The 16,785-nt window shown below is 45.2% G+C and carries 22 protein-coding genes; 8 read left to right on the top strand and 14 right to left on the bottom strand.

Features of this window, described 5'->3' with window-relative positions:
* Positions 1-222: 222 nt before the first annotated feature.
* Positions 223-1,764 carry a PAS domain-containing sensor histidine kinase gene (locus D9A03_RS16460; RefSeq protein ID WP_120498297.1) on the top strand — a complete coding sequence of 514 codons (1,542 nt, stop codon included), beginning with the start codon at positions 223-225 and terminating at the stop codon, positions 1,762-1,764.
* A 74-nt stretch (positions 1,765-1,838) separates the two neighbouring features.
* Here the strand turns inward: D9A03_RS16460 and D9A03_RS16455 are convergent, their stop codons facing one another.
* The 7 genes from D9A03_RS16455 to hisB all read right to left on the bottom strand — a co-directional run bounded on the left by D9A03_RS16455 (position 1,839) and on the right by hisB (position 6,099).
* Positions 1,839-2,195, bottom strand: coding sequence for an HIT domain-containing protein (locus tag D9A03_RS16455; RefSeq protein ID WP_120498296.1), 357 nt, complete (start codon positions 2,193-2,195; stop codon positions 1,839-1,841).
* Positions 2,196-2,285: 90 nt separating this feature from the next.
* Complete coding sequence (locus D9A03_RS16450; RefSeq protein WP_120498295.1) at positions 2,286-2,624, bottom strand: phosphoribosyl-ATP diphosphatase; 339 nt, start codon at positions 2,622-2,624, stop codon at positions 2,286-2,288.
* Positions 2,625-2,644: 20 nt separating this feature from the next.
* Positions 2,645-3,406 (bottom strand): imidazole glycerol phosphate synthase subunit HisF, encoded by a 762-nt coding sequence (gene hisF, locus D9A03_RS16445; protein WP_120498294.1) that lies wholly within the window; start codon positions 3,404-3,406, stop codon positions 2,645-2,647.
* A gap of 105 nt (positions 3,407-3,511) precedes the next feature.
* A complete protein-coding gene (gene hisA / locus D9A03_RS16440; protein ID WP_120498293.1) occupies positions 3,512-4,252 on the bottom strand; it encodes a 1-(5-phosphoribosyl)-5-[(5-phosphoribosylamino)methylideneamino]imidazole-4-carboxamide isomerase in 741 nt (246 codons plus the stop codon).
* A gap of 12 nt (positions 4,253-4,264) precedes the next feature.
* Positions 4,265-4,819, bottom strand: coding sequence for an N-acetyltransferase family protein (locus tag D9A03_RS16435; protein WP_371682965.1), 555 nt, complete (start codon positions 4,817-4,819; stop codon positions 4,265-4,267).
* Entirely contained in the window at positions 4,816-5,457 is a 642-nt protein-coding gene (hisH, locus tag D9A03_RS16430) for an imidazole glycerol phosphate synthase subunit HisH (RefSeq protein WP_120498292.1), read from the bottom strand. Before hisH ends, D9A03_RS16435 begins: the two co-directional genes overlap by 4 nt.
* A gap of 54 nt (positions 5,458-5,511) precedes the next feature.
* Complete coding sequence (gene hisB, locus D9A03_RS16425; RefSeq protein ID WP_120498291.1) at positions 5,512-6,099, bottom strand: imidazoleglycerol-phosphate dehydratase HisB; 588 nt, start codon at positions 6,097-6,099, stop codon at positions 5,512-5,514.
* Positions 6,100-6,528: 429 nt separating this feature from the next.
* On the opposite strand from hisB, the gene hslV reads away from it, so the two are divergent.
* From hslV to msrA, 5 genes are all read left to right on the top strand, one after another.
* Positions 6,529-7,086 (top strand): ATP-dependent protease subunit HslV, encoded by a 558-nt coding sequence (hslV, locus tag D9A03_RS16420; protein WP_085901820.1) that lies wholly within the window; start codon positions 6,529-6,531, stop codon positions 7,084-7,086.
* On the top strand, positions 7,086-8,420 hold the full coding sequence (hslU, locus tag D9A03_RS16415) for an ATP-dependent protease ATPase subunit HslU (RefSeq protein WP_120498290.1): 1,335 nt from the start codon (positions 7,086-7,088) through the stop codon (positions 8,418-8,420). Before hslV ends, hslU begins: the two co-directional genes overlap by 1 nt.
* Before the next feature lie 36 nt (positions 8,421-8,456).
* Positions 8,457-8,633: a DUF1737 domain-containing protein gene (locus tag D9A03_RS16410; RefSeq protein ID WP_120498289.1), complete on the top strand. Its 177-nt coding sequence runs from the start codon at positions 8,457-8,459 to the stop codon at positions 8,631-8,633.
* Between the two features lie 244 nt (positions 8,634-8,877).
* Complete coding sequence (gene msrB, locus D9A03_RS16405) at positions 8,878-9,324, top strand: peptide-methionine (R)-S-oxide reductase MsrB (RefSeq protein WP_120498288.1); 447 nt, start codon at positions 8,878-8,880, stop codon at positions 9,322-9,324.
* Positions 9,325-9,831, top strand: a complete 507-nt coding sequence (msrA, locus tag D9A03_RS16400) for a peptide-methionine (S)-S-oxide reductase MsrA (RefSeq protein ID WP_120498287.1) — start codon at positions 9,325-9,327, stop codon at positions 9,829-9,831.
* Between the two features lie 108 nt (positions 9,832-9,939).
* Here msrA and D9A03_RS16395 read toward each other — a convergent pair whose 3' ends face one another.
* The 4 genes from D9A03_RS16395 to D9A03_RS16380 form a co-directional block, all read right to left on the bottom strand.
* Positions 9,940-10,323 (bottom strand): helix-turn-helix domain-containing protein, encoded by a 384-nt coding sequence (locus D9A03_RS16395; protein ID WP_120498562.1) that lies wholly within the window; start codon positions 10,321-10,323, stop codon positions 9,940-9,942.
* Positions 10,324-10,369: 46 nt separating this feature from the next.
* Positions 10,370-10,972: a Smr/MutS family protein gene (locus D9A03_RS16390; RefSeq protein ID WP_120498286.1), complete on the bottom strand. Its 603-nt coding sequence runs from the start codon at positions 10,970-10,972 to the stop codon at positions 10,370-10,372.
* Positions 10,973-11,151: 179 nt separating this feature from the next.
* The gene (locus D9A03_RS16385; protein WP_254055073.1) at positions 11,152-12,357 is read right to left on the bottom strand and encodes a murein transglycosylase A; all 1,206 of its coding nucleotides are present in this window, start codon (positions 12,355-12,357) and stop codon (positions 11,152-11,154) included.
* A gap of 108 nt (positions 12,358-12,465) precedes the next feature.
* Complete coding sequence (locus D9A03_RS16380; protein WP_120498284.1) at positions 12,466-13,212, bottom strand: Tim44/TimA family putative adaptor protein; 747 nt, start codon at positions 13,210-13,212, stop codon at positions 12,466-12,468.
* 114 nt (positions 13,213-13,326) lie between these two features.
* Here D9A03_RS16380 and D9A03_RS16375 point away from each other — a divergent pair, with 114 nt between their 5' ends.
* Entirely contained in the window at positions 13,327-13,884 is a 558-nt protein-coding gene (locus D9A03_RS16375) for an FxsA family protein (protein ID WP_120498283.1), read from the top strand.
* Positions 13,885-13,905: 21 nt separating this feature from the next.
* On the opposite strand, the gene D9A03_RS16370 is transcribed toward D9A03_RS16375, so the two are convergent.
* On the bottom strand, positions 13,906-14,424 hold the full coding sequence (locus D9A03_RS16370; RefSeq protein ID WP_216825515.1) for a hypothetical protein: 519 nt from the start codon (positions 14,422-14,424) through the stop codon (positions 13,906-13,908).
* A gap of 108 nt (positions 14,425-14,532) precedes the next feature.
* Complete coding sequence (locus D9A03_RS16365; RefSeq protein ID WP_120498282.1) at positions 14,533-15,087, bottom strand: thioredoxin family protein; 555 nt, start codon at positions 15,085-15,087, stop codon at positions 14,533-14,535.
* A 195-nt stretch (positions 15,088-15,282) separates the two neighbouring features.
* Between D9A03_RS16365 and D9A03_RS16360 the strand changes: the two genes are divergently transcribed.
* Entirely contained in the window at positions 15,283-15,840 is a 558-nt protein-coding gene (locus D9A03_RS16360; RefSeq protein ID WP_120498281.1) for a histidine phosphatase family protein, read from the top strand.
* 9 nt (positions 15,841-15,849) lie between these two features.
* Here the strand turns inward: D9A03_RS16360 and D9A03_RS16355 are convergent, their stop codons facing one another.
* Positions 15,850-16,725, bottom strand: a complete 876-nt coding sequence (locus D9A03_RS16355) for a LysR family transcriptional regulator (RefSeq protein WP_162938210.1) — start codon at positions 16,723-16,725, stop codon at positions 15,850-15,852.
* Positions 16,726-16,785: the final 60 nt, after the last annotated feature.

Below are 16,785 nucleotides of genomic sequence, written 5' to 3'. Positions count from 1 at the left end.
AAGGACTCCACAAAAACATATATCCCCACATTATATTAAACAGAAATAACAACCCTTAGTTTAAAAGATACAGATGAAAAATCACAAGCGTAGTTATATTAAATGTCTGATTTTTAATATTAATTAAAAATCACTAAAGTTTTACTAAAAATAATTTCAACATGCATCTATAATTAATAACAACTTGTGCGTTTATTCCTCTTAATTTTAACAGGACTCGCAATGCTCGCAATAAATCAAATCAAGTCACTGCATCCCTCTGAGATAAGTGAAATTGGTTCGTGTGAAAGTCTCGTCAACAACTGCCCATACGGCATGTATCGTACAGACTTTGAAGGCTATTTTTCTACTGTAAATCCAGCTTATGCCCGTCTTTTTGGCCTGAATACGGTCGAAGAGTTTTTTGAGTATACTCGATCACCTAACTGCCAACTCTACACTGATCTCGATTTACGCAGAGATATCTATGACAACCTAAAAAAACAGAACCAACTCAGCCAGATTGTATACCAGATATTCAAAGTGGACGGCACAACCCGGTGGGTAAAAGAACACTGTGTCGCTGTCCGAGATCGCTATGGCTCTATTATCGCTTTCGAGGGTTATGTTGAACCGCTGGAAAAGCATGATGATTCAACTGAAACCAGCCTGCTTCCAGAAGCCAGATTCAGGGCCATTTTCGATCAAATTGAAAACATTGCGGTTCAGGGTTACGACCAGAACAGGCGTGTTATCTATTGGAATAATGCCAGTGAGAAGCTTTATGGATACCAACAAACCGAAGCATTGGGGCAAAAGCTGGAAGACCTGATTATTCCTGAAAAAATGCGGGATCATGTCATCAATGTGCACCAACAATGGCTGGAAAAAAACAAGCCAATCCCATCTGGTGAAATAGAACTCAAAAACAAAAAAGGAGATAATGTGCCCGTCTATTCCAGTCACATCACGCTCTTGAACTCTCATAAAGAACATGAAATGTACTGCATAGACGTTGAACTCACTGAAATTAAAAAAGTTGAACGCGCCTTACGAATTGCCAAAGATCACGCAGAAAGAGCCAGCATGGCAAAAACGGCTTTTCTTTCTGCAATGACTCATGAACTACGAACACCTCTCAATGCCATTATTGGTTTTTCCGAGGTCATGGAACAAAAAATATTCGGTGATTTGGGCCATCCCAGATATCAGGAATACGTCAGTGATATCCATCATAGTGGCAGTCACCTCTTGGGAATTATCAATGATATCCTTGACCTTTCCATGATCGAAGCTGGTGAATTAAATCTTGCGAAAACAAATGTTTGTCTGCGAACTGTAATTGCACACACCATTCAAATCGTACAACGGAAGGCTATCACTACGGGCATTTCACTACAGACAAATATCCCCAAGGACATTCCTCGACTTCATATCGATGAAAAAAGCCTGAAACAGATTTTGCTCAACCTGCTCTCCAACGCACTCAAATTTATAGATGACCAAGGCGTTGTTACGATCACCGTCAACTATTCAGAACAAGACGGCTTTCAGATCCAAATTGAAGACACCGGGATCGGTATGAGCGAAGCGGAAATTAAACTCGCTTTGCGACCCTTTACACAAGTTGATAACAGCATAGAACGAAAATACGAAGGTACTGGTCTGGGGCTTCCGTTATCAAGGTCCCTGACGGTTATCAATGGCGGCAGCCTCAAGCTAACAAGCACTAAGGGAGCAGGAACGATTGCTCTGCTTCATTTCCCTGCTGATATGGCTATATAAAATTGAAATCATAAGTAGATACAAAAAACGGAGGCTCTCTAGCCTCCGTTTAAAACTGAACTATATCCCGCATCTTAATTAAAGCATCCACCAAGATCAGCACCGCCAAGCAAATGCACATGATAATGCGGGACTTCCTGATGCGCATGAGCTGCATGATTTGAAATAACCCGATAGCCGGATTCAACGATTTCCTTTTCTTTCGCTATCTCACCAATTGCACGATTCAAGGCAACAATTTCATCAGCAGACGCTTTTTCCGAAAAATCGGCAAAGGAGACATAAGGCCCTTTTGGTATGATCAAAATATGAACCAGGGCTTTGCGGGCAATATCATTGAAAGCCAGAATATGTTCATTTTCAAAAACCTTCTCGCAAGGAATTTCGCCTCTGAGGATTTTCGCAAAGATATTATTTTGATCATAGGCCATTGTTATTATTCCTTTAAAATATAATTACCTCATAAAACAGCAGCCTGCATGATCCGTCAAGATTACCTGTAGATCCAGCTGTGATTAAGATCAGTATTTTATACGAGACGCCTTCTCGGCAATGCCGGAAATCCCTTTGCGGCCTTCCAATGCTTCCCAAACATCACAGGGCTTTACACCCCGGGCTTCCCAAAGAACCAGAAGATGATAAAGCAAATCAGCTGATTCAGCCGCAAGCTCTTCTTTTGATCCATTCACAGCCTCAATAACGGTTTCAACCGCTTCTTCTCCAACCTTCTGGGCAATCTTGTTTACACCCTTCGAAAACAGGCGCGCCGTATGAGATTCTTCCGGGTTGTCACCTTTACGACTGACAATAACATGGTGAAGTTCATCCAGAATATCTGCCGAGAGTTTCTTTTTCGCCATTTGCCTGATCCAATATTCGTCTAGACAGTTCTAACGGGGACACCTGCCTGTGCCATATGATCTTTTGCTTCTGCAATACTATAAGTACCAAAATGGAAAATTGACGCCGCAAGTACAGCCGTGGCATGACCTTCTTTGACTCCATCAACCAGATGATCAAGATTTCCAACGCCTCCGGATGCAATTACTGGAATGCGCACAGCATCAGCAATCGCCCGGGTCAGGGGTAAATTGTACCCCTGTTTGGTGCCATCGCGATCCATAGAGGTCAAAAGCAGCTCACCGGCACCATAGCGTTCCATCTTTTGAGCCCATTCAACGGCATCCAGTCCTGTTTCCTTGCGACCACCATGGGTGAAAATTTCATACTTACCCGGTGCAACCTGCTTCGCATCAATCGCGACAACAATGCACTGAGACCCAAATTTTTCACTGGCTTCTTTGACAAATTCAGGATTGGTAACAGCAGTTGTATTGATAGAAACCTTGTCAGCACCTGCAAGTAACAGGCTTCTGATGTCTTCAAGTGTACGAATACCACCACCAACGGTCAGCGGCATAAAACACTCTTCTGCCGTTTGGGAAACCACATCCAGCATGATGTCCCGCTTTTCATGACTTGCGGTAATATCCAGAAAACAAAGCTCATCAGCGCCAGCTTTGTCATAAAGACGTGCCTGTTCAACCGGATCGCCAGCATCACGCAGCCCGACGAAGTTCACGCCCTTTACAACGCGTCCGTCTTTCACATCAAGACAGGGAATAATTCTTGCCTTAAGCATTTAATTCTCCGGAACTTACAAGGTTTCCACCCCATGATATCATCCACAATATCAAACGACCTGTTGCCTATTACAAATGACAGTTTGATTATCTCTTAAACCATACTAACTGGCAGCAATCGTAGCAGACGCAATTGCGAGTGCTTCTTTGGCATTAATACATCCATCGTAAATGGATCGCCCGCAGATTACACCTTCAATCCCGGCATCTTCCACCAGCTTTAGTTGTTTGAGATCCTCAACCGAAGCAACACCACCGGATGCAATCACGGGAATTGAAATCGCTCTTGCCAGATTGGCCGTTGAATCAACATTACATCCCTGAAGCAAACCATCCCGGTCAATATCAGTATAGACAATTGCACTGACGCCAGCATCTTCAAACTTACGGGCAAGATCTGTTGCCTTGAGATCACTGGTTTCGGCCCAACCTTCGGTCGCAACCATGCCACCCCGGGCATCAATCCCGACAACAATTTTGCCCGGAAATTTTTTACAGGCTTCCATAACCAATTCAGGGTTTTTAACTGCTACTGTTCCAAGAATGACGCGTGTAACCCCGGCATCCAGCCACTGTTCTATGGTCTTGATATCGCGAATACCCCCCCCAAGCTGGGTAGGCATAGAAACTGTTTTAACAATATTTTCAACCGCAGCCCGGTTTACCGGACGACCTTCAAAGGCACCGTTCAGATCAACCATATGCAGGAACTCAAATCCAGCGTCTTCAAACTCTTTTGCCTGTGCAGCAGGATTTGTATTGAAAACAGTTGCCGTATCCATTTCACCCTTCAACAGGCGAACGGCTTCCCCATCCTTCAGATCAATTGCCGGAAATACGATCATGGTCCTCTACCCTCAGGAATTATTTAAAAGCTTGCTGTAATAGTGCCCGGCGACCCACTTGTCATCTACTTTGGCGTAGCTGTGTTGCGTGCCCCAACGTGTGAAACCCAGTTGTTCATAGACACGAATAGCCTGTTTTTGTGTTTCTCGTACGTCAAGGTTAAGCACACTCAACTGGCGTTCTTTCGCAGCCAGTTCAACTGCCTTGACCATCTGTGCCGCCAGTCCGTGACCGCGGGCCCAAGGTGCGAGAAAGAATGAGGACAACTGACCGGAATGTGCCTGTGCTTCATTGTTCCGTGGTTGACAGTGTAACTGGGCTGACCCACAGATCGTGCCATCAAGTCGCGCGACAAAAACTTGTCGGCCTGGCACAAGCAATGCCCCACGCCAATGATTTTCCAGCGTATCGCGTTCAGGAACACGTAGCCATCCAAAACCACCACCATCTTCAATAGCAGCTTCTGTCGCATCACAAAGATCATAAAGATCTGGCCCGCGAAATTCTGTTAGTTCGTTCACACCGACTGTGGGTTCACGATCAGGCATAATTGGCGTTGCGTTCATGGTTTCCACTTCAGGAAATTGGAAAATAAACTCAAACCGGCAGTTTGAGATTTTTCAGGATGAAATTGAGTACCAATCAAATTATCGCGCCCGATGACAGCAACAATCCTGTGACCATACTCTACTTCGGCAAGGATATGATCCCTGCTTTCAGGGATATAGTGATAGCTGTGGACAAAGTAAATATGTGTCCCGTCTTCCAGCCCGCCCAAAACAGGGTTCTTTTGCAGAACACATAACTCATTCCACCCCATATGAGGGATCTTCAGGCTTTGGTCTTCCGGATCCATTTTGACAACTTCGCCCGGAATCCATCCCAAACCAGCACAGTCTTTGTATTCACGGCCTACAGTTGCCATCAGCTGCATGCCGACACAAACACCCATAAAGGGCTTACCACCTTGAATAACCTGTTCCTGCAGAACATCAATCATGCCATCGACAGCATTCAGGCCGCGCCAACAATCAGCAAAAGCCCCAACACCAGGCAATACAATACGATCTGCTTTTCGCACTTGCTCAGGATCACTTGTCACAACAACAGGCGTCCCCAGTCCAGATTCAGCAGAAGCACGCTCAAAGGCCTTGGCAGCCGAGTGTAAATTTCCAGATCCATAGTCAATGATCGCGAGCGTCATTTTTCAATGCCTCATCATATTTACTTTGAAAAGTTTGCTATCAGCTCAGATTGATCAAAGCACACCCTTGGTCGAAGGAACTTCATCCGCCTTACGCGGATCAATCTCGATTGCTTCACGAATGGAACGTGCCAAAGCTTTGAAGCACGCCTCAATGATATGGTGATTGTTAAATCCGTGAATCTGATCCACGTGCAACGTCATCCCCGCGTTAAAGGCAAAAGCCTGAAACCACTCGCGGAAAAGTTCGGTATCCATATCACCGATCTTGTCGCGATCAAAGGTTACGTTCCAGACCAGATAGGGACGATTGGATAAATCCAATGCAACCCTGCTCAAAGCTTCATCCATTGGTAAAAGACAGGATCCATAGCGACGAATCCCCTTGCGATCACCCAAAGCCTGTTTAAAGGCCTGGCCCAATGCGATGCCCACATCTTCTGCAGTGTGGTGAAAATCAATGTGTAAATCGCCCTTGGCGCGCAGCGTTATGTCCATCAAGGAATGTCGAGAAAGCTGCTCAATCATATGATCGAGAAATCCAACACCTGTTTCCACATCATATTTACCGGAACCATCCAGATTAATGGTTGTCGTAATTTGCGTTTCGTTGGTGTTACGCTCGATACTTGCTTGCCGCACGGGGGTATCCTTCCCAATGACTGAATCAGATTCAATGACTTAAAAGTCTATCCGAAAATTGTCTAAATTGTCCTAAATTGTATAGACGACTAAACAGCTTTTTCTCTAGTAAAGTCGCGGCTTTTGTAACAGGTCAGCCCCCCTGATACCAGAGAGATTTAACCCAACATGCAGATTAAAACATCAAAGGTCTCTTTTTGACCAAAAACATTCTTTAACAGATCAAATAAATGCCCCCCAAGCGTGGTTGTCATACTCTGCCATAGCTTGTATTACCTATGGCCAGAGTATGATAAGAAGACGATAACAAAACATTTACGAAAACAGGTTGCTGAAAAAGTACATAATTTCAGCTTTTCTCAGCACAAACATACTTTTCTCGTATGATCATCCCTTGACGTAAAGCAGTGAATGGACCATTTCAAAACAATGTCTGAACACGATCCAATTAAATGGCGCGGCACGACGATCCTGTCTGTCCGCAAAGGTAACAAGGTTGTTATAGCCGGCGATGGCCAAGTGAGCCTGGGCAACACCGTTATCAAAGCAAATGCACGCAAAGTACGCCGACTGGGCAAGGGCGATGTTATCGCTGGTTTTGCCGGGGCGACTGCCGATGCTTTCACTCTTTTCGAACGTCTGGAAGCCAAACTGGAAAGCTACCCCAGCCAACTGACACGCGCCTGCGTCGAAATGGCAAAGGACTGGCGAACCGATCGCTATCTACGCCGACTTGAAGCAATGATGGTTGTTGCAGATTCCACAACATCCTTGATTCTAACGGGTAATGGCGATGTTCTGGAACCCGAAGATGGTTTGATGGGCATTGGATCCGGTGGATCATTTGCTCTGTCTGCAGCAAAAGCACTTATCGATATCGATGGCATGGAAGCCGAAGAGATCGCCAGAAAATCTCTGGGAATTGCCGCTGATATCTGCGTTTTCACTAATTCCAATTTGATCGTCGAAAGTATGGACGCCAAATAATGACCGATAATAACATCCAACACGCCAGCTCTTTTAGCCCGCGTGAAATCGTATCAGAACTCGACCGCTACATCGTTGGCCAGAACGAGGCCAAGCGTGCTGTTGCCATTGCCCTGCGCAACCGCTGGAGACGCCAACAACTCAGCGACGATATGCGCGAAGAAGTTTTACCAAAAAACATCCTTATGATTGGCCCGACCGGTGTTGGTAAAACTGAAATTGCCCGCCGTTTGGCGAAACTTGCCAATGCGCCTTTCCTGAAAGTGGAAGCAACTAAGTTCACCGAGGTCGGCTATGTGGGTCGTGATGTTGAGCAAATCATTCGTGATCTGGTTGATGCATCCATCCTGTTAACAAAAGAAAGTCAGCGTAAATCTGTTAAGGCACAGGCAGAGCAGAATGCAGAAAACCGCGTTCTTGATGCCTTGGTTGGCGAAGGATCAAGCGAAGAAACCCGGCAAAAGTTCCGGAAAATGCTACGCGAAGGCCAACTAAACGACAAAGAAATCGAAGTTGAGGTGACTGACCATGGCGGCATGCAAATGCCGACCATGGATATTCCTGGCATGCCGGGCGCAAGCATGGGAATGCTCAATCTGGGTGATATTTTTGGCAAAGGCTTTGGTCAGAAAACCAAAAAACGCCGCCTGAAGGTTGAAGAATCGTACGAACTTCTGATGACAGAAGAAAGCGACAAGCTACTGGATGAAGAAAGCCTTGTTCAGGACGCTATCCGCAATGTTGAACAGAACGGGATCGTATTCCTTGACGAGATCGACAAAATCACCATCCGCTCGGAACGTTCCGGTGGTGATGTCAGCCGGGAAGGGGTTCAACGTGACCTTCTGCCGCTGATCGAAGGAACAACTGTCAGCACCAAACATGGTGCCGTTAAAACCGATCACATTCTCTTCATCGCTTCCGGTGCATTCCATCTGTCCAAACCATCGGACATGCTGCCAGAACTTCAGGGACGCTTACCTATTCGCGTAGAGCTAAACGCCCTGAGCCGTGATGATATGAAACGTATCCTCATGGAGCCGGAAAACAGCCTGATCAAACAATATATTGCTTTGATGGGAACCGAAGAGCTAACCCTTTCCTTTGAAGATTCTGCCATTGATGCCCTTGCGGATCTTGCCGCTGAAATCAATACTTCTGTTGAAAATATCGGCGCCCGTCGTCTTCATACAGTGCTTGAAAAACTGTTGGAAGAAATCTCTTTCACAGCAACAGACAGAAGCGGCGAAAGCGTGACAATCACGGCTGATGATGTAAGAGAACAGGTCTCTGGCCTTGCCAAAGATACCGATCTGTCGAAATTTATTCTCTAATCTGCCCAGAACAAAGACAAGTACAAAGGAAAGATGATGAAATTAGATTATCGTTTTATCACTGGTAAAGACGACGACATCTTTTGCAAACGCATCTCTCAGGCATTGGAAGATGGGTATGAGCTCTATGGCTCTCCGTCCCTGACGTTCAACGGTGAAGATGTCATCTGCGGACAAGCTGTTATCTGGCCAGAAGGCAAAGAGAAAAACTAGGTAAAGCCATCAATAGGTTTAAACTTAATCGATGACAGAACAGAATGCAGGTGAGACTTTCACCTGCATTTTTTTATTTAGTCAATAATAACAGACGCATAAACCACTCAACTTACATATTATTTCCTTGATAAATCTTCGCAAATTCTGTCTTCACACAAAGTTTATGGCAGGATCACTTGGCATTTACGGCCCATGCGCCCCATATTCCTATAAGAAATAATGATAAAAGGATCTTTTTGTCATGAAGACCTATAAAAAAAATCAAGAGGCAATCGCACAGCTGACCCCTGAACAATACCGGGTGACACAGGAAAATGGGACGGAACGCCCCTATACCGGCGAATATCTGGAAAACAAAGAGGCTGGTATCTATGTGGATATTGTCTCAGGCGAACCTCTGTTTGCCTCATCAGACAAATATGAAAGCCATTGTGGATGGCCAAGCTTTACCAAACCAATTGTGTCTACAAACATTGCTGAACTCAGGGATAGTACACATGGAATGGAGCGCGTGGAAGTAAGATCCAAACACGGCGATAGCCACTTGGGCCATGTTTTCACCGACGGACCAACCGACAAGGGCGGACTGAGATACTGCATTAATTCTGCTTCGCTGAAATTTATTGCCAAAAGCCAGATGGAAGTAGAAGGTTATGGCGAATACATAGAGCAAGTAGAGGACGTATAGATGACTGAAAAAGCCATATTAGCCGGCGGCTGTTTTTGGGGCATGCAAGATTTGATCAGAAAGCTTCCCGGTGTGGAAAAAACCCGGGTTGGTTATACAGGCGGTGATGTTGCGAATGCAACCTACCGCAATCACGGGACCCATGCCGAGGGTATCGAGATCCTGTACAATCGAGCCCAGATTACTTACCGGGACCTGCTAGAGTTCTTCTTCCAGATTCACGATCCTTCCACACCCAATCGACAAGGAAACGATCGCGGAGCATCCTATCGTTCAGCTATATACTATACCAATGAAGACCAGCGACAAATCGCCATAGATACCATTGCCGATGTCGATGCCAGCGGCCTATGGCCCGGAAAGGTCGTCACAGAACTTGAACCCGCTGGTGATTTCTGGGAAGCAGAGGTCGAGCATCAGGACTATCTCGAACGTGTACCCAACGGCTATACCTGTCACTTCGCACGACCAAACTGGAAACTCCCCAAACGCGAAGTGGCTGAGTAACGTCTGAGTATTTTGAATCTAAAAAGATTTAATCACAGCAAAAGGCGCTTCTGAGCGCCTTTTTTTAAACCTGAAGATGAAAGTGCCCGTAATAAATCTGGAAATCTGCTACTCAGAAGAAGAGTCCAGGTTGTCATCAAACTCTTCTCCCATAACTTTCATCATGGCTTCGATTTGTTCATCATCCAGCGTCGACATTTTTTCGGCGAGGCAATTCGCAAAGTAAGTAGCTTTAGGCGATAATCCTGCCGTGTTAACCGACACTTTGGGGTCAGATCTTATCGCCAGTTCTTCCAGCTCTTCCGCGTCATCCCAGATAATATTGAGATACTGACAAACCCGGTGCACAAAGCGACGGCTTGGCTGCCCCCGGTGCCCGTGTTCGATAGACGACAGGTAGGCAGACGAAACGCCTAGGCCTTTTGCCATTTCCTTGAGGGTAATATTACGCTCTGCCCGAATTTCGCGCAGCTTGTGTCCAAAGGGTGTCATGTAAACATTATATAACAATTACAGCGATGTATCGAGTGAACAGTCTCTAACTTTCTCGCCGTCTTTTCAAGAGAACATATAGAGCTCCACTGCCACCATGATAATGTTTGGCATGGCTAAAGGCCAAAATAGCGCTGCGATTTGGTTCTTCATTCAACCAATAAGGCACCATGGATTTCAAAACACCCTGTGACTGCGGTCCCGATCCCTTACCGGTGATCACAATGACATTTCGCAGATCACGCGCACGACAATCCCTGATAAAACGCTCCAGGGAGCTTTGCGCCTGTGCCTGCGTCTGTCCATGCAGATCCAGCACGGCTTCCATAGGGAGTTTTCCCTTGATAAAACGCTCAGCCTGACGCCGATCCATATTTTCGACCTGTCCGTGGCTCAAGGGGCCCGGAGTTTGCTTCTTCTTGCTTGGTCTCGGGGCCGTTGGCGCACTGCGATAGGATTTGAAAGGTTGATCTTCTTTCAGATTGGGAATATCGGCTTCCAGATGATCCGGATCAAACGCTGGCTGGGGCAATGCACGACCAAAGACAAAATAGTCTCTGTTCTCAAGCGGTTTAACGGTCGTAGAGACAGAACGCCAGAGATCAGAATCCTTTGTTTTCGAAGATATATTTTTATCTTTTTTGGCCACGCAGTATCACCGGAATAATAGGGAGACTCATTTCTCTCTTCTTGCGCCAATTATACTGTCAGTTACGCGCAACTGATGCGGAGGTAATCAAGTTACCTGAAAATTGCAAGTATCTTCTCTGTTATTCCGCTCAAAAGAAAGTGCTTCCTCTAACCACTTACTTGTTCTGCCCAGAATCGTTATGACGAAATGTTTTTTGGTAAAACAGTCTTTGGCAGTAACAGATAGTACTGTCCCTTTTGTTTCATCTTGCCCGCTTGAGCCAAGGCAGGCTCGCCCGGCCCCCAAAAAAAATCCCCCCTTACAGGGCCACGAATGGCGCTACCCGTATCCTGGGCAACCATAAGCCTTTGCAAAGGCTTCTGCGTTCCGGGCCATGTCGTATCCAGCCACAGGGGAACTCCAAGAGGCATATGACGAGGATCAACCGCGAGAGAACGTTCAGGGGTGAGGGCAACCCCCATTGCACCAATAGGTCCGTCACCCTCTATTTTCCGGAAAAAGATAAATCTGTTATTCCGCTGCATAAGCTCATTGGCTTGTTCAGGGTTTTCCCTAAGCCACATTCTAATGGACTGCATGGACATCTGATCCCGAGGGATAATCTTTTCGTCAATCAGTGCCCGACCAATAGCATAGAATTTATGTCCGTTGTTACCGGCATAGCCAACGCGAACAACTTGCCCATCCGGCATTTTCACCCGGCCAGATCCCTGTACATGCAGGAAAAATACATCCACAGGATCATCCGACCAGATTACCTCCAGATTCTGCCCCTCAAGAACACCGCCATCAATTTCGGTCCGGTTGTGATAAGGGACCAGCCGATTACCTTCGACCTTTCCTACTAGTGTTGTCCCCTTAAGCTTTTTATCAAAGTCGCTGAGGCGAACAGAAACAAGATCAGATGGCACATCATAAAGGGGATACTTATAGGTTTCGTCTTTGGTAAAAGATCCGTTTAATTCGGCTTCGTAGTAACCAGTAAAAAGGCCTTCCGGCTCTGCATTATTCTTTACATGATAAGGCGTCAGATTTTCTTGTAACCAAACACCAAAGTCGCTGTGATTATCCGGGTTGGACATAAAAAGCTTCAAATCCTCACACAAAGCTTTCCAGTCCTTGGCCTTGCCGGCAATACCTTCTGGACCTACGTTTTTGGTATCCGGCCATTTTTGATATCGGACGCAACTTCTTTCCAGCGCCGGATAGGCTTTGAACAACTCATCATCATGCCAGCCGGGTAGAGTTTCGTATCCAACAGGGTTCAGCGTCAGGCTTTCTTCAACTGTAACACTGGGGGCTGGGGGTTTGGCAGCCTGATCACAACTGGCTAATGAAAATGCTGCAGCTGGTAAAGAAATCAGAAATAATTTCCGGAACAATCCCTGTCCTTTAGTCGAAACAATTTGCGAAGAAACCTGCAAAGTCACCCCCATGGCTACCAATAAAATTGGTAGCCTGTCGTCAAAGATTCAAACCTGTGTAGAAGCTTAATTGGGACTGCGCGTTTCCACCAGTAACCAATTTGGGTCTTTACTTCTTGTATCACGTGTAAAGGTCCAGATATCAGTCACTTTGGCAACATGATTTGAATCACCTGAAACAGTGTTACCGTTTGCATCACGGGTCACATTAACCTGTTCTGATACAAACTTGACGGTAACAACAGCATGCCGTCCTGACATTTCGGCTTCAATAATGTCCACATCATTGATACCAACCATAACGGTTTCATGCGTTTGCTTCAGTGCTTCGCGTTCATCAATAGCTGATTTGAAATCATGATAAACTTCATCATCCAGAAGATTACGAAGAGTTTTGGTATCGCCGGAAGCAAAAGACCCAATGATCATTTCGAACGCAGCACCCGCACCCTGAACAAATTCAGCGGGGTCAAAAGACCGATCCGACATCTGAATAGCAGAAAGCCCTTCGGCCAATGCAGAATCAGAAGGCAGAACATCTACCGCCACTTTTCCACCATGCAAGGAACCCGTACGGATTTCTTTGGTTGATGTATCGCCAGAATCCAGAAACTGTGAATCGTCGCTATGCCTGTCTTCACGTCTTGGCAAATTAACGACATTGTCGTTCTCGCCACGATCTGAAAAAGGATCATGATCAGGCTTTTCATCAAAACCTGTGCGCTTACCAAGCGTACTGCGAAGTCTAAGGACGAGGAAAACTGCAACTGCAGCAAGAAGAATGATATCGAAAAAAGGCAAGTTGCTACCCATATATGATTTGATCCAATAAATATCGATCAGCTACTAGTGAGAAACCACATTAGTCACTATATTCATAATCACTTAATATAGATTAAATAGGCAAGTGCTTAAGAAAGAGCAAGTATGGGAATTGTTTTCCTTATTCTTTTTATCGGTATTCCACTGTTGGAAATCGCGGTTTTGATTCAAGTTGGCGATCAAATCGGTCTCTGGAGCACGATTGGCTTAATCATTTTGACAGCTGTCATTGGCACCGGAATGCTTCGCCACCAAGGCATAGCAACACTGGCAAATGCTCAAAAACAGCTTAATCAGGGTGCTGTCCCCGCCAAAGAACTGTTTGATGGCTTGTGCCTTCTTGCCGCTGGTGCTCTTTTGCTCACCCCTGGCTTTGTTACCGACAGCATTGGCTTTGCCCTGCTTATTCCCCCAGTTCGGGAACTAATGCGAAATACCTTGGGTAAACGAATCTCACAGGGTTTGCAAAATTCCAGGTTCCAAAGCCCCAGATACCAAAACCAAGGCTTTCACGCTCAAGGATTTTCGAATCATCAACAATCAGGCACTTCCCACGAACAATCACCTTTTGGTAAAGCAGGCTCATGGAATAAAAACGATGACACCGTTATTGATGGCGATTATCAGGATGTCACCGAAAGTGATAAAGATCGCCTGAAATAGTAAAATTTAATGCTTCGAAAATTAAAACTGAACAGGAACAACTTCACCTGTAGAAATCGTGCATCGTCCAACTCCACCATTTGAAAAACCGCTTCGGGGATCACTCAGTGTCATAAGACATTGCATAGAGCGAGAAGCACTAAACAGAACACCTCTGGCCTGGGAAGAATAAGAGGTTGAATTTGTATTCGTTGTTTCTGGATAGTGCTTTTCTTTTTTCTTTTTATCATCGTCACTATCCCAAGAAAAATAATCAGAAGAGTCTGTGGTAGATTCCATATGTTCTCTTTCAATAATTATTTTTCCCTTGAAAACCTCACCATTACCCAGAGCCACCATCGCCTCGGCTCCTGAATCATCAAAAGTATCTTGAGTAATTTTTAACTGGACAGATTGAGAACCTTTTCCATTGGTTGTCTGAATTTGTCCATGTCCCATTGTTGTCTCGGTAGTATCGCAACCCGCCAAAAAGCTCACGCCAATTACCAAAAGGCCTGCACTAATAAATTTTATAATTTTGAGATTAAATCCTGACTTCATCAAGGCATATGCCCCATGTATAAACATGGGAAACATCATCTAAACAGAAGCCTGAATATTAGCGACATACCTGACGGGTCCCTGACAAGAAGTTAAATTATTGCCAACTCAACCTATTTGCCGCCACTTTATAGAACACCCCATAGAAGGAATTTGCTCAACAGGTCCTTTGCCATGTTCGACGACACCCATCATGGCTTCCAGAAGTTCAGGCCTTGCATCTGGAACAACTTGCACTGTTGATGCATTCAAACGACCCCGATATTGCAAACCGTCTTTGGCATCAAAGCCGAAAAAGTCCGGGGTACACACCGCATCATAGGTCCGCGCAACATCCTGACCTTCATCCAGTAAATAGGAAAAGCTAAAATTGTTATCTCGACTGAATTTCTTCATGTTTTCCGGGGAATCATCGGGATAGTTTTGATAATCATTAGACATAATCATAGCCACACCGATCCCAGCGTCTTGAAGCTTTTTGGCATCGGCCACCAGATTACCAATTATCGCTTTTACATAAGGACAGTGGTTACAAATAAACGCGATTAGCGTGCCATTTGGTCCCCTAATATCTTCAAGACTTAAGAACTCTCCGCCGAGGTCTGGCAACTTGAAATCAGGCGCAGGCCATCCAAAATCGCAAACAGGTGTTTTGATCAACATGAATTATCATCCTTTGATATTGTCTGTAATTCGTAGAACCCCCGTATTCCCATCAACGCCCCCCAATAGCGCTATTTGGTTTTCAAGATTCCAATCTCTGTATATCCTCTCTTCTTGTAACTGGTAATAACAACAGTTTTTACCAGATGTAGCCTAGATGCAATAAAGAGTCAGATCTAACACACGGGATAAAAAATGTACCTTCTCAGACACGGACAATCCGAGTTTAACGTGACCTATGCAAAAACGCGCATTGATCCTAACATTCCGGATCCGGAATTAACTGATGAAGGACGATCACAGATCCATGCCGCAGCCCAACACCTAAAAAACAAGGACATTACCCGGATTTTGGCAAGTCCCTATACACGAACCCTTCAAACTGCCGAAATTATCAGTGATATCTTAAACTTACCTATCCAAATTGAAGAACTGATCCGCGAACACGCCTTTTTCTCCTGCGATATTGGATCCCCATCTTCAAAGCTATCCCGGGAATGGCCGCATCTGGATTTTCAACATCTATCGGAATGCTGGTGGCCGGATTTAAATGAAACCGAACATCAGGTAAAATTGAGAGGTCAGGAGTTTCAGCAAAAAATGCTCGCACTTGAGGACTGGTCAAAAACACTGGTTGTCAGTCATTGGGCCTTTATTCGCGGCTTCACAGGCGAGGAAATAGACAATGGTGCTATCCTTAATATAGACCTACAATCCCTCTCAATCGATACGGCTATTTCCACGACACAGTAAACTTCCGTATCAGACATCGCGGGTTATATCCTGCGTAAGTTGACGCATCCATTGATGTGCCGGGTCTCTGTCATAACGTTGATGCCATATCAGTTTAATGTCGACATCATGGACCGAAAACGGAGGCTCAAAAACTTGTAGCTCATAGCGTTCAAGAAAAGGCTGCACGAGCTCCATTGTGGTCGTCGCAATCAAGTTACTGTTTGATACAATAATCGGACTTGCCATATGTGATGCTATTGTTGCCGCAATGCTACGCTCTACACCAAGCGGTAACAGAATGTCATCCAGATATGAATGCCTGTTCCCGTCACTCGAATAAACAAGGTGACGCGCTTTTTTATAGTCAACCAAGCTAAGCTTACCCCGAATAAAGGGGTGATCCTTTGCTGCAATTACAACATGGTGGCTTTTAAATAACTTCAAGGTTCGAAATCGCGCTGGGGGACTGTGGCAAACTGCAGCAGCCATATCCAGCTGATTGGTTTCCATCATTTCTATAAGCTGATGGATGGGGTGAGGGTACAGATTGATCGACAAATTGGGCGCTTCTTTTGTAAACTTTTCAAGAATAAGCGGCGCATAGCGCGCAACGGCATGGTCGGGAAGGCCAAAATGAAATACTCGATCAGAAGTCTGGGGATCAAAGCTCGATGGCTGTGCTATAACGTCGTTAATTTGGATAAGTGCCTGAAAAACAGGTTCCGCAATCTCATGAGATCGCGCTGTTGGATCAACACCATTTTTAGAGCGAATAAAAAGCGGGTCATCCAATGCATGTCTTAATCTTTGTAGTGCATGACTTACAGCTGATTGCGACATACCAAGATGATCTGCTGCACGCGAAATACTTCTTTCCGAATAGATCGCGTTAAAAATTTTCAATAGATTCAGATCAATATTAACATTATGAATTTTATGCATGTTAATTATAATAAATATGCA

Source organism: Kiloniella sp. EL199 (assembly GCF_900313065.1).
Lineage (GTDB): Bacteria > Pseudomonadota > Alphaproteobacteria > Kiloniellales > Kiloniellaceae > Kiloniella.
Note: the sequence above shows the minus strand (reverse complement) of the source record. Positions and strands in the feature narration are given on the sequence as shown.

Bases quoted from the DNA above. Each gene is read 5' to 3' on its own strand.
- D9A03_RS16460 (WP_120498297.1), top strand. From the start codon at position 223: ATGCTCGCAATAAATCAAATCAAGTCACTGCATCCCTCTGAGATAAGT.
- D9A03_RS16455 (WP_120498296.1), bottom strand. From the start codon at position 2,195: ATGGCCTATGATCAAAATAATATCTTTGCGAAAATCCTCAGAGGCGAA.
- D9A03_RS16450 (WP_120498295.1), bottom strand. From the start codon at position 2,624: ATGGCGAAAAAGAAACTCTCGGCAGATATTCTGGATGAACTTCACCAT.
- hisF (WP_120498294.1), bottom strand. From the start codon at position 3,406: ATGCTTAAGGCAAGAATTATTCCCTGTCTTGATGTGAAAGACGGACGC.
- hisA (WP_120498293.1), bottom strand. From the start codon at position 4,252: ATGATCGTATTTCCGGCAATTGATCTGAAGGATGGGGAAGCCGTTCGC.
- D9A03_RS16435 (WP_371682965.1), bottom strand. From the start codon at position 4,819: ATGAACGCAACGCCAATTATGCCTGATCGTGAACCCACAGTCGGTGTG.
- hisH (WP_120498292.1), bottom strand. From the start codon at position 5,457: ATGACGCTCGCGATCATTGACTATGGATCTGGAAATTTACACTCGGCT.
- hslV (WP_085901820.1), top strand. From the start codon at position 6,529: ATGTCTGAACACGATCCAATTAAATGGCGCGGCACGACGATCCTGTCT.
- hslU (WP_120498290.1), top strand. From the start codon at position 7,086: ATGACCGATAATAACATCCAACACGCCAGCTCTTTTAGCCCGCGTGAA.
- D9A03_RS16410 (WP_120498289.1), top strand. From the start codon at position 8,457: ATGAAATTAGATTATCGTTTTATCACTGGTAAAGACGACGACATCTTT.
- msrB (WP_120498288.1), top strand. From the start codon at position 8,878: ATGAAGACCTATAAAAAAAATCAAGAGGCAATCGCACAGCTGACCCCT.
- msrA (WP_120498287.1), top strand. From the start codon at position 9,325: ATGACTGAAAAAGCCATATTAGCCGGCGGCTGTTTTTGGGGCATGCAA.
- D9A03_RS16395 (WP_120498562.1), bottom strand. From the start codon at position 10,323: ATGACACCCTTTGGACACAAGCTGCGCGAAATTCGGGCAGAGCGTAAT.
- D9A03_RS16380 (WP_120498284.1), bottom strand. From the start codon at position 13,212: ATGGGTAGCAACTTGCCTTTTTTCGATATCATTCTTCTTGCTGCAGTT.
- D9A03_RS16375 (WP_120498283.1), top strand. From the start codon at position 13,327: ATGGGAATTGTTTTCCTTATTCTTTTTATCGGTATTCCACTGTTGGAA.
- D9A03_RS16370 (WP_216825515.1), bottom strand. From the start codon at position 14,424: ATGAAGTCAGGATTTAATCTCAAAATTATAAAATTTATTAGTGCAGGC.
- D9A03_RS16365 (WP_120498282.1), bottom strand. From the start codon at position 15,087: ATGTTGATCAAAACACCTGTTTGCGATTTTGGATGGCCTGCGCCTGAT.
- D9A03_RS16360 (WP_120498281.1), top strand. From the start codon at position 15,283: ATGTACCTTCTCAGACACGGACAATCCGAGTTTAACGTGACCTATGCA.